Source organism: Streptomyces sp. NPDC002076, from assembly GCF_053593835.1.
The window spans coordinates 1-16,624 of sequence record NZ_JBSFDI010000022.1; the positions used below are offsets into that span (position 1 = coordinate 1).

The 16,624-nt window shown below is 74.7% G+C and carries 12 protein-coding genes; 9 read left to right on the top strand and 3 right to left on the bottom strand.

All coding sequences use genetic code 11. The annotated features are described in order from the left end of the window. Positions 1–402 precede the first annotated feature (402 nt). Both ACWCQS_RS35265 and ACWCQS_RS35270 read left to right on the top strand, forming a co-directional pair. On the top strand, positions 403–2,136 hold the full coding sequence (locus ACWCQS_RS35265; protein WP_451008354.1) for a DUF2264 domain-containing protein: 1,734 nt from the start codon (positions 403–405) through the stop codon (positions 2,134–2,136). 94 nt (positions 2,137–2,230) lie between these two features. Next, positions 2,231–3,040, top strand: a complete 810-nt coding sequence (locus tag ACWCQS_RS35270; protein ID WP_451008241.1) for an isocitrate lyase/PEP mutase family protein — start codon at positions 2,231–2,233, stop codon at positions 3,038–3,040. Here ACWCQS_RS35270 and ACWCQS_RS35275 read toward each other — a convergent pair. Together ACWCQS_RS35275 and ACWCQS_RS35280 are read right to left on the bottom strand one after the other, a co-directional pair. After that, positions 2,974–3,690 carry an alpha/beta fold hydrolase gene (locus ACWCQS_RS35275; protein WP_451008242.1) on the bottom strand — a complete coding sequence of 239 codons (717 nt, stop codon included), beginning with the start codon at positions 3,688–3,690 and terminating at the stop codon, positions 2,974–2,976. The genes ACWCQS_RS35270 and ACWCQS_RS35275 overlap by 67 nt on opposite strands. Next, positions 3,683–4,267 carry a TetR/AcrR family transcriptional regulator gene (locus ACWCQS_RS35280; RefSeq protein ID WP_451008243.1) on the bottom strand — a complete coding sequence of 195 codons (585 nt, stop codon included), beginning with the start codon at positions 4,265–4,267 and terminating at the stop codon, positions 3,683–3,685. The genes ACWCQS_RS35275 and ACWCQS_RS35280 overlap by 8 nt, the downstream gene beginning before the upstream one ends. A gap of 167 nt (positions 4,268–4,434) precedes the next feature. On the opposite strand from ACWCQS_RS35280, the gene ACWCQS_RS35285 reads away from it, so the two are divergent. After that, positions 4,435–5,304, top strand: a complete 870-nt coding sequence (locus ACWCQS_RS35285; RefSeq protein WP_451008244.1) for a 4'-phosphopantetheinyl transferase family protein — start codon at positions 4,435–4,437, stop codon at positions 5,302–5,304. Positions 5,305–5,545: 241 nt separating this feature from the next. Beyond that, positions 5,546–8,596 (top strand): AfsR/SARP family transcriptional regulator, encoded by a 3,051-nt coding sequence (locus ACWCQS_RS35290; RefSeq protein WP_451008245.1) that lies wholly within the window; start codon positions 5,546–5,548, stop codon positions 8,594–8,596. Between the two features lie 151 nt (positions 8,597–8,747). On the opposite strand, the gene ACWCQS_RS35295 is transcribed toward ACWCQS_RS35290, so the two are convergent. After that, positions 8,748–8,906 carry a hypothetical protein gene (locus tag ACWCQS_RS35295; protein ID WP_451008246.1) on the bottom strand — a complete coding sequence of 53 codons (159 nt, stop codon included), beginning with the start codon at positions 8,904–8,906 and terminating at the stop codon, positions 8,748–8,750. A 254-nt stretch (positions 8,907–9,160) separates the two neighbouring features. Between ACWCQS_RS35295 and ACWCQS_RS35300 the strand changes: the two genes are divergently transcribed. From ACWCQS_RS35300 to ACWCQS_RS35320, 5 genes are all read left to right on the top strand, one after another. Continuing rightward, on the top strand, positions 9,161–10,144 hold the full coding sequence (locus tag ACWCQS_RS35300; protein ID WP_451008247.1) for an AfsA-related hotdog domain-containing protein: 984 nt from the start codon (positions 9,161–9,163) through the stop codon (positions 10,142–10,144). Between the two features lie 64 nt (positions 10,145–10,208). Next, positions 10,209–13,112: a BTAD domain-containing putative transcriptional regulator gene (locus ACWCQS_RS35305; RefSeq protein WP_451008248.1), complete on the top strand. Its 2,904-nt coding sequence runs from the start codon at positions 10,209–10,211 to the stop codon at positions 13,110–13,112. A gap of 134 nt (positions 13,113–13,246) precedes the next feature. Further along, on the top strand, positions 13,247–13,744 hold the full coding sequence (locus ACWCQS_RS35310) for a WhiB family transcriptional regulator (RefSeq protein ID WP_451008249.1): 498 nt from the start codon (positions 13,247–13,249) through the stop codon (positions 13,742–13,744). Beyond that, a complete protein-coding gene (locus ACWCQS_RS35315; RefSeq protein ID WP_451008250.1) occupies positions 13,741–14,721 on the top strand; it encodes an alpha/beta fold hydrolase in 981 nt (326 codons plus the stop codon). Before ACWCQS_RS35310 ends, ACWCQS_RS35315 begins: the two co-directional genes overlap by 4 nt. Before the next feature lie 124 nt (positions 14,722–14,845). Next, positions 14,846–16,612, top strand: a complete 1,767-nt coding sequence (locus ACWCQS_RS35320) for a fatty acyl-AMP ligase (RefSeq protein WP_451008251.1) — start codon at positions 14,846–14,848, stop codon at positions 16,610–16,612. Positions 16,613–16,624 lie beyond the last annotated feature (12 nt).

The window sequence follows — 16,624 nt, forward strand, 5'->3', positions numbered from 1 at the left end:
CAGCTGGCAACTCGCCCCGGCCACCGCATAGCGAACAGGGGCTGCCCGGCCTATGCCCGGACAGCCCCTCACCAAGATCTTCATGAGTCTTCTAGTCGACGCGCAACGCCGGCGGACCCCGGTGTCCGGCTGGTGAGCGTCCCGCCGCGCCATGACTGACCTGCGGAAAACCGGGATGACAGGATCGGCGGCGGTATTGTGCGGCCGGGTGGCTGCCCAGCCTGAGGGGATGACCATGGCCCGCCCCGATGTCCCCGACCCGCTTCAGGACGAACTGCGTGACGCGCTGGTCGACCTGCACCTGGTGCCCGAGGGCTCCGTGCGGGTGGGATGAGCCCCTGGGGCGTCCCGACCGGAACCGGGGCGCCCCAGGCCCCCGCCAGGAAGGACAGCACTGCCGTGATCCAACTGCCCGCCGACGAACGCGAGTCGAGTCCGTACACCGGTTACACCCGGGCCCACTGGGAGGCCGCCGCCGACGCCCTGCTGGCCGCCGTCCAGCCCTACGCCACCCCCGACCGCGCCCTCTACCACCTGCCCGGCGACCATGTGAGCCACTCCGGGCACCTCTCCGACGGCCTGGAGGGGTACGCCCGTACGCTGCTGCTGGCCGCCTTCCGCCGCGACGGGACCGCGCTCGGCCGCTATGCCGAGGGCCTCGCGGCCGGGCCCGGCGGGGTCTGGCCGCGCATCGAGGACCGCGGCCAGCCGCTCGTCGAGGCCGCGTCGATCGCGCTCGCCCTGCGGCTGACCCGGCCGCTGCTGTGGGACCGGCTCGACGACTCCGTACGGCAGCGCACCGCCGACTGGCTGGCGGACGCGCTCACCGCCGAACCCTGGCCGTGCAACTGGGAGTTGTTCCCCGTCACCGTCGGCGGCTTCCTGGCGGAGATCGGCCACCGGCCGGAGGCGGCACGCAAGGCGATCGACCGCGGTCTGGAACGGATCGAGGGCTGGTACCTCGGCGACGGCTGGTACACCGACGGCGACGGCCGGAAGTTCGACTACTACAACGGCTGGGCCATGCACCTGTACACGGTTCTCCACGCATGGCTGGCCGACGACAGTGAACTGCTCTCCATGTACGGTGGACGGCTGTCGCGCCACCTCGCCGACCACGCCCGGCTGTTCGGCGGCGACGGCGCGCCCCTGCGCCAGGGCCGCTCCCTCACCTACCGTTTCGCGACGACCGCCCCGCTCTGGCTCGGCGCACTGATCGGGCAGACGCCCCTGGCCCCCGGTGAGACACGGCGCCTGGCCTCCGGTGCGCTGCGGTACTTCCTCGACGGCGGCGCGGTCGACGAGCGCGGACTGCTTCCGCTGGGCTGGCTCGGCCCCGACGAGTCACTGGTGCAGAACTACTCGGGACCGGCCTCCCCGTACTGGGCCGGTAAAGGGTTTATCGGCCTGTTGCTGCCTGCCGAGCACGAGGTGTGGACGGCGACCGAGCAACCGGGCCCGGCCGACCGCGCCGACGAGGTGCGCCCCGTCCGCGCCCCCAACTGGCTGCTTCAGTCCACCCGTTCGGACGGGCTGGTCCGGCTGCACAACCACGGCAGCGAGGACGTCCGCTACGACCCCTACTACACCCGGCTCGCCTACTCGACAGCGACGGCGCCCGCGGCGTCGTACGACAACAGCGTGATCGTCGGCGGCGATCCGAGCCGCACCGGGATCGAACCGCTCGGCACGGGCGAGGGCTGGATCGCCTCCCGGCACACCGTACGCGACGGGATCACCGTCACCAGCCTCGTTCTCGCCGAGGGCGCGGTGGAGGTGCGCGCCCATCTGGTGGCCGGGGCCGAGCCCGGGACACCGGTGCGGATCACCGGTTGGCCGGCCCCCGACGGGCTGCGCGCCGAACTCCTGCCCGTCTCGGGCCTGTCGCAGGAGATGACGGGGGAGACCGGGACGGGCGAGGCCACGCTGTTCGTGGCGCTCGCCCGGCTCACCGGCGAGCCGGACCCCCGCCCCCTCGCGGAACTGGTGTCCGCGCGGGTGGGGGAGGGGTACCAGGTGAGCGTCCGGTGGGCGTCCGGCGCGGAACGCGTCTTCGGCTTCACCGCTGCGGACGGGCGCGCCAAGTGTTCGGACGGGCGATCCGCGGGCTCGTCGTGGTCGGTGACGCGCCGGTGAGACGGGTGGCGACGGGGGACGGGTGCGTGGGCCCAGAGGGAGAGCGCGGCACCGTTCGGCCGTCGCCGAACGGTTCCGCGCCTAGCGTGGCCGTATGACCGCAGAGCCCACCGTGACCTCCTTCGCCGCGCTCCACCACCACCCGGGCGAGCCGCTCCTCCTGCCCAACGCCTGGGACCATGCCTCGGCCGCCGCGCTCGCGGCCCGCGGCTTTCCCGCGATCGGTACGACGAGTCTCGCGGTGGCGGCGGCCGTGGGGCTGCCCGACGGTCGGGGCGCGACCCGCGAGCACACCCTGCGCCTCGCCCTCACCCTCGGCTCGGAGCCCTGGCTGCTGTCGGTCGACGCCGAGGACGGCTTCGCCGACGATCCGGACGAAGTGGCGGAGTTCGCACGGGAGTTGTGGGCGGTGGGCGTGGTCGGCATCAATCTGGAGGACGGGCTGGGGCGCATGGACCGGCACGCCGCGAAGATCGCCGCCGTGAAGGCCGCCGTACCCGGCATGTTCGTCAACGCCCGTACGGACACCTGCTGGCTGGGCGACGGTGACGGGACGCAAACCCTGCGCCGCCTGGAGGCCTACCGACAGGCCGGTGCCGACGGGGTGTTCGTGCCCGGGCTGACCGACCCCCAGCGGATCGCCGGGCTCGTCCGGCACCTCGACGCCCCGCTCAACATTCTCTACTCGCCCACTGGGCCCAGTGTCGCCCAGCTCGCGGACCTGGGCGTGCGCCGTATCAGCCTCGGCTCGCTGCTCTACCGGCGGGCGCTCGGCGCGGCCCTGGACGCGGTGACCGACATCGCCGCCGGGCGCACCCCGGGCGGCACCACCCCCACCTACGCCGAGGTTTGCGGACTGGAGCGCAGCGTGTCGGCGAGGAGGTCCGCGAACGCCGACGGGTGATCCAACGTGCCCAGGTGCCCGCCCGGGAACTCCGTGAACGCACCGCCCAGCCGCTCGGCGAGCGACACGGCCGTCCGGTGCAGCACCCCGTCGCGCGAGTCGGCGCCGGCGGCGAGCGTGAGCGTGCCCGGTGCGGCGGTGAAGGCCGGCATGTACGACGTGAACGGGCGCAGCACCCGGGCCAGGAACACGCCGAACGGGGTCGCCGACTCGCCCTCCGCGGGTGGGCGTCCGGAGCCGTCCAGCTGCCCGATCAGCTCGGCCCGCCGCTCCTGTCCGTCCGGCAGCACCGTCACGCACGGCGGCTCGTGCGCGACCACGTGCGCCAGCCGCCCCGGGTGCCGGGCGAGCAGGTCCAGGGCGGTGATGCCGCCGGAGCTGGTCCCGAACACATATGCGGACGCGCCCTCCGGCAGCACGGCCTCCAGCACCCGGTGCGCGCCCTCGCTCCAGTCCGCCACCCGCTGCCCGGCAACCGGCAGGCCGAGCCGGCCGTGGGCGAGGCCCAGCGGGTCGTACGTCACCACGGTGAAGTGCGCGGCCAGCCGCTCGGTCAGCGGCCCGAGCCCCATCGGATGCCCGGCCCCGCCCGGCAGGACCAGCAGCACCGGACCGCGGCCCGAGACGTCGTAGTGCAGCGGTTCAGTCATCGTTCCTCTTCTCCCGGGGCCAGTGGGTGAGGGCCAGGTGCAGGGCGTCGATCGCCTTGTCCCAGGAGGCCCGTACGTCCCGGTCCGCGCCGAAGCCGCCGGCGGACTCCAGGGCGCAGTAGCCGTGGAAGGTGCTGCGCAGCAGGCGTACGGCGTCGGTCAGGTCGGGCTCCTGCAGGCCGTAGGCGCGCAGCATGCCGTGGGTGATCTCGGCGGTGCGGCGCATCGCCGGGGAGCCGGCGAGCAGGGACTGGTCGATGCGGATCTGGGTGGCCGCGTACCGGCCGGGGTGCTCCAGGGCGTAGGCGCGGTAGGCGCCGGCGAAGGCGGCCAGCGCGTCCTTGCCCGCGCGGCCCGCCACGGCCGCCGCGATCCGGTCGATCAGCTCGCCGCCCGCGTGCAGCGCGAGCCGGGTCCGCAGGTCCGCGAGGCCCCGGACGTGCGAGTACAGGCTCGCGTCCTTCACGCCGAAGCGGCGGGCCAGCGCGGACAGGGTGACGTTCTCGAAGCCCGCCTCGTCGGCGAGTTCGGCGGCGGCCGCGACGACACGGTCGGCGGTGAGGCCGGCTCGGGCCATGGGGAGCCCCTTTCCCTAAGGTCTCTAGGTTATACCCTAGATGTAACAGGGAACGCGCCCGAGGTCCAAGCGATACCGCCGCGAGCCGTGCTGAAGCCGTTCTGCAGCAGCCGGACGCACAGTGGTTCCCGGCCTGTTCGGGAACTCTCGGTGCGAGGTGGTGCCGCATGACGTCGACGACGGACGCGAGGCCCGCGCGGCGGGCGCCGCTCTTCCCCCGGGCGGCACCCCTGCCGGAGTCCGGTTACTGCCCGCCTCCCGGGCAGGTGGACGTCTGGCTGGTGCGCGTGTCACCCCGCCAGTGCGCCGAGGCCGAACGGTCGGCGCACCTCCTCGGTCCGGACGTGGTGCGACGTCTGGACCGAGGGGTGCACCCCCGACTGCGCCCCCGGGTCCTGCTCGCCGAGGTCACCCTCCGGCTGCTGCTCGCCGCCTGCGCCGGACTGCCGCCACGGCAGGTGCGCCCGCTGCGCGAGCGGTGCGCCGAGTGCCGCGTACGGCACGGCAGGCAACTGCTCCCCGACATGCCGGGACTGCACTTCTCCACCGACCACACCGGCGAGACCGTGGTCTGCGCCCTGGCCGCCGCCCCCGTCGGCATCGCCGCCGAGGAACGCGAGCCGTGGGACGCCGGACTGCTCGACGCCGAGGCCCTGGCGCCCCAACTGCACCCGGCCGAACGGCTCGCCATCGCCGTCCAGCCGCCCCGCCGCCGCGGCGCCGCCCTGCTCAACTGCTGGACCCGCAAGGAGGCTTACCTGCGCGGCTGCCACAACGGCCTGGAGGCCGACCGCGGCACCATCTGCGTGGGCCCCGGACCGGGCTACGGCACCCCGCTCGCCCGGGTCGACCGCTGGGCGCTGCTGCCCGTGCCCGCCGGAGCCGGCGTGTCCGCCGCCGTCGCCCTGCGCCAGGCCGGTGAACTACCGCCCCGCGTCCGCACCTTCGGCGCCGATCTGACCGCGTGGCGGCACTCCGCGCCGCGGCGGCCCGGCGAAACCTCCCGTCTTCCCCACGAGTTGGAGAAGGGCAACTAGGCTGCCGGTAAACCTTTTTCCAAGTGGCAAGCGCCCCCGGCCTCCCCCGTCGCGCTGAGGTTACGATCACGCGCGGACCGTGACACGCGGGTCGGCTGGATCCACGGGGGGTGTCAGAGCGTGTCGGTCCCGGCACGCCTGGACGTACAGCGCTGTGCGTCCGGCGCACGACGACTCGATGTCCCCCCGCCGTCGAGTCCTGCCGGTCGATGCAGGCCCTCGGGACCTGGAGACGGAGAACATGACGCAAACGGGGGAGCAGGGCCCAGCGGTGTTCCGCGTGCTGGGGCCGCTGGAAGTCCGTGTCGGTGACCGGCCCGTGGAACTGGGCGGCCTCAGACAGCAGCGGCTGCTGGCCACCCTGCTGCTGGAACCGAACCGGGTCGTGCCCGCCTCGCATCTCGCCGAGGCCGTCTGGGAGGAGGACCCGCCCGCCACCGCCGCCCAGCAGATCCGCAAGACCGTCGCCGAACTGCGCCGCCGAATACCCGGCGGCGCGGCACTCATCCGCACCGAGGGCGTCGGCTACCGCACGACGGTCGGCGACGACCAGCTGGACTCGCTGCGCTTCCGTGCCCTGCTGCGACAGGCCCGCGACGGCCGCGGCAGGGACAGCGCGGGCACCGCCGCACTCCTGGAGGAGGCGCTAGGCCTGTGGCGCGGCCCCGCCCTCGACGGACTCGGCGGGCTCGTCGTGCAGAGCGCCGCCACCGCCCTCGACGACCAGCGGACGACCGCCGCCGAGCAGCTGTACGCGATCCGGCTCGACCAGGGCGCCGGCTCCGAACTCATCCCCGACCTCAGACGGTTCGTGTCCGCCCATCCGCTGAACGAGCGGCTGCGCGGCCAGTTGATGCTCGCGCTGTACCGCTCGGCCCGGCAGGCCGAGGCCCTGGAGACCTACGCCGACATCCGCCGCCGGCTCGCCGACGAACTCGGCGTGGACCCCTCCGGCGAACTCAGCGGCCTCTACGAGGACATCCTGCGCAACAGCCCCGCCCTGGGCCTGCGTTCCTCGCTGTCCGAACAGGCCCGCGCCGACGCCTTCCGGCCCGCGCCCGTACCTGTGGGCGGACCGCCGAACTCCCTGCCGTACGACCTGCCCGGCTTCACCGGACGCCAGGAGGAGCTGCGGCTGCTGGAGAAGTGGACCCAGGGCCAGAGCGGCGAACACCTGAAGATCGTCTCGCTGGAGGGGATGGGCGGCAGCGGCAAGACCGCGCTCGCCGTGCACTTCGCCCACCGCGTCCGCGAGCGCTACCCCGACGGCCAGCTCTACATCGACCTGGCCGGCTTCTCGCCCGGACGCGAACCCCTCGCCTCCGGACGGGCGCTGGAAGTACTGCTGCGTACCCTCGGCATCCCCGGCGAGCGCATCCCCGAGGATCCGCTGAGCCGGATAGCGCTGTGGCGGGTCACCACCGCCGGCCTGCGGCTCCTCGTCGTCCTCGACAACGCCGCCGACGCCGCCCAGGTCAGACCCCTGCTGCCGTCCTCCGCCGACTCCCTCGTCCTGGTGACCAGCCGCAGCCGGCTCGCCGGACTCGACGGGGTCGCCGCCCTAGCCGTCGGCGAACTCACTCCCGAGGACTGCCGGGCGCTGCTCGTGCACACCCTCGGCGCCGAACGCCTCGCCACCGACCCGGCCGCCGCCGAGGCACTGATCGGCCTGTGCGGGCGGCTGCCGCTCGCCCTGCGCATCGCCGCCGGACGGTTCGCCGACCGGCCCCGCTGGACCCTGTGCCATCTCGTGCGCCGGCTGCGCAACCAGGAGCGCACCCTCGCCGAACTCAGCCAGGGCGACCGCAGCGTGGAGTCCAGCATCCGGCTGTCGTACGACGCCATGCAGCCCGAACGCAGACGCGTCTTCCGGCTGCTCGGGCTCTTCCCCGGCGACGACCTCGACGTCGCCGCGGCCGCCGCCCTCCTCGGCGCCGACCACTACACCGCCGAGGAGCACCTGGAGGCGCTGGTCGACGTCAACCTGCTGGAACAGCGCACCGACGAACGGTACGGCTTCCACGACCTGGTGCGCAGCTTCGTCCGTGCCCTGCCCGACGAGACCACCCACGCCGAGGACCACCACGCCCGCCGGCGCCTCCTGAAGCACTACGGCGAGCGGGTGCGCGCCGCCCAGCGGGTCCTGTACCGGAGACAGGACGAGCGGGCCGGTGACGGTGACGACAACGACACCTTCGACGACGGCGGCACCGGGTTCAGCGGATCCGCGCAGGCGGTCGACTGGTTCAACCGAGAGCGCGGCAACCTCGTGGCGCTGCTCCGGCTGGCCCGCGACACCGGCCTGCCCCGGGAGGGCCTGCCCCTCGTCCGGCCGCTCGGCGCGTATCTCGCGGTCAACGGCAATCTGCACGACCACCTGGACGTCGCCGAGACCGGGGTGGCCCTCGCCCGTGCGCTGGGTGAGACCGGGCCGCTGCTGGACATCCGGACCGAGCTGTGCATCGCGCTGTGGGGGCTGAGCCGCTACCAGGAAGGCATCGCGGCCTTCCGGCAGAACAGGGAACTGGCCCGGAGCGTGGGCGACACCGAGACCGAGGCGATCTGCCTGCGCGGCATCGGCGTCATCCTCGGTGAGCTGGGCGAGTACCAGCAGGGGCTCGAACTGCTGGAACGCGCCGCGGAGATGCATCGGGTGCTCGGCGATCCACGCCGGGTCGGCATCGCTCTGTTCAACATCAGCTGGACCAGCGGTGTCCTCGGCGACTACGAGCGGGCCGCTCGCTGCGCGGACGAGGCCGTCGCCCTGATCCGCGCCGCCGGGGACGAGGTCCTGGAGGTGGACGCGCTGCTCAACGTGGCCCACGCCCAGGCCGGTCTCGGCCGGCTGGAGGCGGGCCTCACGGCGCTGGCCCGGGCCGAGCACCTCGTCGCCCGGCACCGCACCCGGCCCCGGCTGGCCCGGCTGGCCGCCCGCTCGGCCGAACTCCTCGCCCTCGCGGGCCGCCACCGGGAGGCCCGGGAACACGCCAACCGGGCGCTGCGGCTGAATCGCATGGAGAGCTCGCCGTTCCTCTCCTCGCGCGTGCACACCGCCGCCGGGCTGGTGTACCGCGTGGGCGGCGAGTTCGCGGAGGCGCTCGACCACTTCCAGAAGGCGTACACCCTGGCCTCCGGCATCGGCCGGCGGCTGGGCGAGGCGCTCGCCCTGCAGGGCATGGCCGACGCGCACGAGGCCCTCGGCGACACCTGCCGCGCCCGCACCGACCGGGAACTGGCCCGGGCGCACTTCGAGGCGATGGGGGTACCGAGGGGGTTGCTCAGGACTTGCTGACGACCTGCTGAGGGACCGCTGATGACCTGCGAGGACGGCTTCGGCCGGCGGTCCGGTGCACGGCTTCGGTCCGAAGGGCCCGTGTACGGCTGACGGGTACGTGCGGCGCCCGGGCCGCGGTACGGCGGTGCGCCGGGCGCCTGCGCCGTGGTCAGCCGAGGACGAGCGACGGTGCGCTGCCCGGCGTCCTGTTGCCCACCTCGGGGTCGGCGACCACGCCGTGCCCGGCCGGGGAGTGCCCGTGGGCGGTGGCGGCGAACGGCAGCAGGGCAGCGACGGCCACCAGGGCGATGACGGCACGCTTGAACACGGATCCTCCTAGGGACGGGACAGGGCGGGCACACGGCCGAGGTACGGCCGGCGTAAGTGGCCGGCGCGGGGCCGGCAGGGGCCGGCACACGGGTGGAGCCCGTGCGGGGGCCGGACATCCGGTCCGGCGACGGCCGGGCCCGGCTCGGTGACTCCACCCTCGCCCCGCCCTGTTCCGAAGAAGTACCGGGAACGCTCCGCCGTGCTTCCCGGCGCCGGAGCGGGAACGGAACGGGCCGCGCCCACACTGCCGGTATGCACGCAGACTCCGTCATCGCCCGCGAACCCGAGCCGCTGCACCACCTAGTGCACCGGCCCGGCCCCGCCCTGGACGCGCCCGCCGCGGCCGGGCCGGTCCGCCAGGAGTTCGGTCTCGCCACCGTGCTGCCCCAGCCCTCGCCGCCGTTCGCCGAGGGCACCGGTCCCTGCCACGACCCCTGCGTCCCCGTCGAGATCCTGCGCAAGATGGCCCTCTTCGTCGCCCACCAGCACTTCGACGTGCCGGCCCGCCGCGAGACCGCCTTCGCCGAGGCCCACCTCGCCCTCGACCCCGCCGACGCCTGGCGACGCGGTGCTCTGCCCGCCCAGCTCGACCTGGACCTGAGCGTCGACCCCGTCGACGTCGTGGGCGGGGTGCCCCGCGGACTGCTGTGCCGGGCCGGACTGCGCGTGGACGACGTCCCGTGCGGTACCGCGAGCGCCCGGCTGGTGTTCCTCACCCCGGGCGTGTACCGCCTGCACCGCGCCCAGGGACGGGACAGGGCACTGGACGGGTGGGAAGCAGCCGCATCCTCACCCGGTGCGGACGGGCCGGATGCGCCGGTCGGGGCGGCCGACGTGGCCCGTACCGACCCCCACGACGTGCTGCTGACCGGCGTCCGCCACACCGCGGACACCCTGACCGCACACGTCCGCCCGCACCCCGGCCGCCTCCTGCGCCACATCAACGGCGTCGGCGACCACGTCCCCTCCCTGGTGCTGATGGAGGCCACCCGGCAGGCCGCCGTCCTCTTCGCCCAGCGCGAGCGGTCCCTGCCCGCCGGCTCGTGCGTGCTGACGGAGTGGCAGGCCCGCTTCCTGGGATTCGCCGAACCCGACCTGCCCCTGCGGCTCGATCTGCGCGCCCGTGCCCCGTACCGCACCCCGGACGGGCCGCCCGCGCTCCGCGTCGACGTGCAGCTCACCCAGCACACCCACCAGGTGGGGGTCGTCCGGACGACCGTCGCCCAGGACGTCTGAGCCGCCCGGGACATCTGGAGAACGCACGGGAGAAGTCAGAGAAGAACGAGGAGACACGGGGGACATGAACCGCTACCGCCTGCTGGGGCCGCTGGAGGCCGAACCGGCCACTCCGACGGCCGGAAAGGTCCGCACGGTGCTCGCCACCCTGCTGCTGCGCGCCCGTGAGGTCGTGCCCAGCAGCACCCTGATCGACGAGGTGTGGCCCGACGGTCCGCCCCGCTCGGCGCCCGGTGTGCTCCAGGTGTACGTCTCCCAGCTGCGCACCGCGCTCCAGCCCCCGGCCCCCGGCCCGGCCGCCCGGCTGCTGCTCCACGTGCCGCCGGGCTACCGCCTGGACAGCGCACCCGGCGACACCGACCTGGAGGTCTTCGCCGGGCTGGCCGGGCAGGGCCAGGAGGCGTACGACGCCGAGGACTTCGCGACCGCCGCACGGCAGCTCGGCCGGGCGCTGGCGCTGTGGCGGGGCCCCGCCTTCTCCGGGGTGCCACAGGGACCGCTGCTGTCCGCGGCGGCCGTCCGGCTCGAGGAACAGCGGCTCACCGTGCTGGAGCGCCGGATCGCCGCCGAACTCCGGCTCGGGCGGCACGCCGCGCTCGTCGGCGAACTCCTCGGGCTCACCACGGAACACCCCTACCGCGAGGTCTTCCACGCCCATCTGATGGTCGCCCTCTACCGCTGCGGGCGGCAGGGTGAGGCGCTGCACCGGTACGACAGGCTGCGCCGCATGCTCGCCGACGAGCTCGGCACCGACCCCGGCCGCGGGCTGCGTCGGCTGCACCAGCGGATCCTGCGGTCCGACCCGGCCCTGCTCACCGCCCCGGCGGCGGACCGCAACGCCGGCGCCAGGACCCGACTGCCGGAGCGCGCACGGCAGTTCACCGGCCGGGAACGGCTGCTGACCGAGGCCGGCAGCCTGCTCACCGCTGGTGGCCCCGCCGGCCCGGCCGTCCTCCTGCTCGCCGGGACGGCCGGCGTGGGGAAGACCGCCGTCGCCCTCGAACTCGCCCACCGGCACGGCGGTGCGTTTCCCGGCGGCGCGGTGTTCGCGGCGGTCGCGGCGCAGGAGGACCGGAGCGGCCGCGCCCTCCGCGCGATCCTGCGCGCGCTCGACCCCGGCGCGGCCGACGGCGCGGACGCGGACATACGGCACCGGGTCGCCGAGGCGCTGCGGGAGCCGCGCCGCCTGCTCGTCCTGGACGGACTCGACGGCTCCGACGCGGAAGCGGAACTCACCACCGTCACCGCGCTCCTCCCCGCCGCCACCCTCCTGGTGACGACCCGTCACACCCTCACCGGCCCCGGCGGAACCCGCCACCTGCCGGTGGACCCCCTCCCCCAGGGTGAGGCGGAACGCCTGCTGCGGGCGGTACTCGAGGCGGGCACGGAGGGGGGTGCGGGGATCGGCCTCGGCGGTGGCTCGGGTCAGGCCGGGTCAGGCTTCGACGGTGGCCCGGGTCGGACCGGGGCGGGTTCTGACGACGCCTCGGGGTACGTCTGGTCCGGTTCCGCATCCGGCACGGCCCCGGGTGGGCCAGGTTCCGGCACCGTCGAGCCCGGTGCCGGTGCCGAGCCCGCGGGGAGCGCGGTCGAGCGCGGAACCGGAGCGGGCGGAGTCGGTGACGACGAGGCCGTGCGGGATGTCGTACGGGCCTGCGGCGGGCTGCCGGCGGCCGTGCGGGCCGCCGGGATGCGGCTGGCCGAGCGGCCGCACTGGTCCCTGCGGACCCTCGCCGACGCGCTCACGGACCCCGGAGCCCTGCTCGACCTGCCCACCCGGGATCCGCAGGGCCCCGACCTCCGGGCCCGGCTGCTCGGCGCCTGCCGGCCGCTGTCGGCACCGGCCCGCCGGGCCTTCCGGCTCAGCGCGCTCGCCCCGCGCCAGGGCTTCCCGCTGTGGACCCTGGCCGCGCTGCTCGGCGCCGACCCTACCCAGGCCGCGGGCGTGGCCGCCGAACTCACCGCACTCCACCTGCTGCTGCCCCGGCGGCAGGGCGGCGGGGCCGAGCCGTGGTACGACTGCCTTCCGCCGGCCCGCGCCCTCGCCCTGGACCTGCTGCACACCGAGGAGCCGACGGAGAGCCGCAGGGCAGCCGTACGACGGCTGGCCGGCGCCTGCGCCGCGCTCGCCCGCCACGCCGACCGCCTGCTCGCCCCGGGCCGCGGGCCGGCGAGGGAACCGGAGGCCGAGGCGATGCCCGGCTGGCTGGACCCCGCCCGGATCGTCGCCGGCGACCCGGCCGCCTGGTTCGGCACGGCGCTGCCCGGCCTGACCACCGCCGCCGGACACGCCCATGCCGCCCGGCTGTGGCCCCAGGTCTGGCGGCTGGCGGACGCGGCGAGCGGCTACCTGGAGGCCAGCGGGCACTGGGACACCTGGGCGGAGCTGCTGCGGGCGGCCCGGGACGCCGGACGCCGGGCCCGCCGCCCCGACGTGCTCGCCGGGGTCGAACGCTCGCTCGGCGATCTGGCCTGGCAGCGCCGCCGTATCGAGGAAGCCGCCGCGCACTACCGGCAGGCCCTGGCGTACGCGGACCTCGCCGCCGGCGGCGCCGAGGCCGGCCGGGCCCTGGTGGGACTCGCCGACAGCGCGCTGAGCGCGGGGGACCCGGCCGGGGCCGAGGCCCTGTACCGGCAGGCACTGGAGCCCACCGGGCCGGACGGGACCGCCGGGGGCGACGAGCGGTGCCGTACCGACGCGCTGCGCGGGCTGGCCCTGGCCGAACTGGCCGCCGGGCGGCTGCCCGAGGCGCTGCAGGGGTTCACCCGCTTCACGGAGGCGGCCGAACGGCTCGGCGACAACCGCTGGCTCGACTACGGCCACCGCACCGCCCGCCGCATCCTGCGCTACCTCACCGCCGCCGAGCACTCCGCACCCCCCGCCGAACCACCGGCCCTGGAGGTCCGCCCCGGAGTCTGGCTCATAAGAGAGCGCAGTACCGAACCCCTCACTCACCTGCCGCGATGAAGCCACTCTGAAGCACCCCCCGGCAGCGTGTCCGACCGGTCGCCCGTCCGTGCGGCGGGCGCCGTGCCGCATCGCGGTGGCCCGCCCCACAGGACAGCGAACCGAGACACCGGGACCACGAAGGTGACCTGAAGATGACCACCGACACCACCACGCTCCCCGCCCCGGACCCCCGCCCTGGCGCCGACCTGTTCGCGCAGGCGCCCTGCCGCCGGCTGGACCCGGAGCTGTTCTTCCCCGTAGGCGAGGGTTTCGCCGCCGCGCAGCAGGTGCGCCGCGCCAAGGCGGTCTGCGCCGGCTGCCCGGTGCGCCGCGCCTGTCTGCGCGAGGCCCTGCGGCTCGGCGACACCGAGGGAATCTGGGCGGGCATGACCGCGGCCGAACGCCGTGAACTGCATCAACTGGCTCGCGCCCAGGCCCCGTTGTCGCGCGTCACCCGGGCCGCGTTGGAGCTGCTCGCCGGCCGCCCGGCTCGGATGCGCAACGCCGAGAAGCCCGCCGTCGCGCTCGCCCTGGTCGGCCACGGCTGGAGCGAGGAGCGCGCCGCCGGCGCCGTCGGCGTCAGCCCGCACGTGGTGCGGCAGGCCCGCGAGACGGTCCGGCAGCTGAGCCGGACGCTCGATGCCGCATGACCGGCACCGCTCCCGCGCCCCGGCGCGTCTCGGAACTGCGCACCCGCCACCGGGTGATCCACGGCCACCGCATCGCCTTCCGCATGGCTGGCCGGGGCCCTGCGGTGCTGCTGATCCACGGCATCGGCGACACCTCCGACACCTGGGCCGACATCCTGCCCGGGCTGGCCCGCGACCACCGGATCATCGCCCCCGACCTCACCGGGCACGGCGCCTCGGACAAACCCCGCGCCGACTACTCGGTGGCCGGGTTCGCCAACAGCATGCGCGACCTGCTCACCGTCCTCGGCATCGAACGGGTCACCCTGGTCGGCCACTCCCTCGGCGGCGGCGTCGCCATGCAGTTCGCCTACCAGTTCCCCGAACGCTGCGAGCGCCTGGTCCTCGTCGGCACCGGCGGGGTCGGCCGCCAGGTCACCCCGCTGCTGCGCGCCGCCACCGTACCCGGCGCCGAACTCGCCCTGGCCGCACTGCAGTTGCCCGGCATGCGACTCCCGCTCGGGCTGCTGGTACGGCTGGCCCGGCTGCTCGGCGGCGGACTCGCCCTGGACGCGCCCGAACTGCTGCGGGTCGTCGAGGCGCTGCCCGACGGCCCGTCCCGGCAGGCCTTCGTCCGCACCCTGCGTTCGGTGGTGGACTGGCGCGGCCAGGTCGGCACCCTGATGGACCGCTGCTATCTGGCCCGCGGCATGCCGACGATGCTGGTGTGGGGGCGGCACGACGAGGTGGTGCCGGCGATCCACGCGGGCCTCGCCCACATGGCCATGCCCGGCAGCAGGCTGGAGATCTTCGACGGCGCGGGGCACTTCCCGTTCCGCCACGACCCACAGCGCTTCCTCGCCCTGCTGAAGGACTTCATCGCGCACACCGAACCGGCCCGGTACAGCGCCGAGGAGTGGCGCACCATGCTCCGCGCCCGCCGCCCGCACCCGCGCAGCACGACCGTCACACCGCCGGCCCTCCCGCACGCCGTGTGACACACCGGCCGTACGAACGGCCCGCCCGCCGCCGCGTGAAGCGGCCCTGAAGCCGTCCGGCGCAGCATCGACGCAGATCCAGGGGCAGCCCGCAGGCCCCGAGACATCCACGAGGGGAACAACCGTGCCCGCCTTCACCAACTTCACCGACCTGGTCCTCGACCGGTGCCGGCAGCGCCCCGACCAGGACGCGTACGTGTTCCTGTACGACGACGGCGCCGACGTCCGGCCCGAGCACCTCACCTACCGCGAACTCGACGCCGAGGCACGGCGGCTGGCGTCCTGGCTGCAGGGCCGAGGCCTGCAGGGCGAGCGGGTGCTCATGCTCTACGACCACGGGCTCGCCTTCACCAAGGCCTTCACCGGCTGCCTCTACGCCGGTGCCGTCGCCGTGCCCTCCCCGCTGCCCGGCGGGCACGGCCAGGCCTTCTCCCGGGTCACCGGCATCGTCCGGGACGCCGGGGTGCGCACCGTGCTCACCGACCGGGCCAGCGCCGAGGAGGTCACCGACTGGCTGGAGAGCGAGGGCCTCGGCGAGGTCGAGTGCCTGGTGACGGACGAGCCCGGCTACGGCGACCCGGACGCCTGGCGGGCCCCGGAGATCGAACCGGACGACCTCGCCTTCCTGCAGTACACCTCCGGGTCCACCAGCGAGCCCAAGGGCGTGATGGTCTCCCATCGCAACCTGCTCGCCAACGAGGAGGTGCTCAGCGTGGTGCTGGGCACCAGCAGCGAGGACCGGCTCGGCTCCTGGCTGCCGTACTTCCACGACATGGGCCTGATCGGGTTCATCCTGCACGCCCAGTACCTGGGCGCCACCCTGGTCCAGATGGCCCCCGTCTCCTTCCTCAAGCGTCCCATGCGCTGGCTGGAGATGATCAGCCGCTACCGGATCACCGTCTGCGGCGGCCCCAACTTCGCCTACGACCTGTGCACCCGCCGCATCACCGACGAGCAGCTCGCCACCCTGGACCTGTCCTCCTGGAAGGCCGCGGTCAACGGCGCGGAGCCGATACGCGCCTCGTCCATACGGGAGTTCGCCGAGCGGTTCGCCCCGGCGGGCTTCCGCGCGGAGGCCGGCCACCCCGGTTACGGCCTGGCGGAGGCCACCCTCGGCGTCACCGGCTCCGAGGTCGGTGTCGCCCCGCGCGTGCGGTCGGCGTCCGCCGAGCGGCTGGAGCGCGACGAACTGGCCGACGCCGCACCGGGCGAGACCAGCCGTACGGTGGTCAGCTGCGGCCGGCCGTACGGCTTCGACCTGCGCATCGTGCACCCCGAGACCCGCGAGGTGCTGCCCGAGGGCCGGGTCGGCGAGATCTGGCTGCGCGGCGAGAGCGTGGCCCGTGGCTACTGGCGCCGCGAGGAGGTCAACAAGGAGATCTTCGGCGCGCTCACCAGCGACGGTGAAGGACCGTTCCTGCGCACCGGTGACCTCGGGGTGCTCGACGACGGCGAGCTGTACGTCACCGGGCGGCGCAAGGAACTGCTCATCTTCCAGGGCCGCAACGTCTACCCGCAGGACATCGAGCAGGCCGTCCAGGCGCTGCTGCCCGCCCTCGCCACCGGCCCCGGCTCGGTGTTCACCGTGGAGGCCGACGGCCGGGACGTGGCAGTGGTGCTCCAGGAGGTACGGCCCCGCGACGTGGCCGGCACCGACCTGGAGGCGCTGGTGCAGACCGTCCAGTGGGGCGTCTCGCGGGAGTTCGACGTGCCCGTCGGCGGCGTCCTGCTGGTGCGGCCCGGCACCATCCGCAAGACCACCAGCGGAAAGATCCAGCGCGCCCTGATGAAGCAGTTGTTCCTCAAGGGCGACATCACGGCGGTGCAGGAGGTGCTCACGCCGGAGGTGGGCCGCCTGATCGGCCGTGCAGTGCCCGCGGCGGTGGCGTAGCCGCACAGCGGT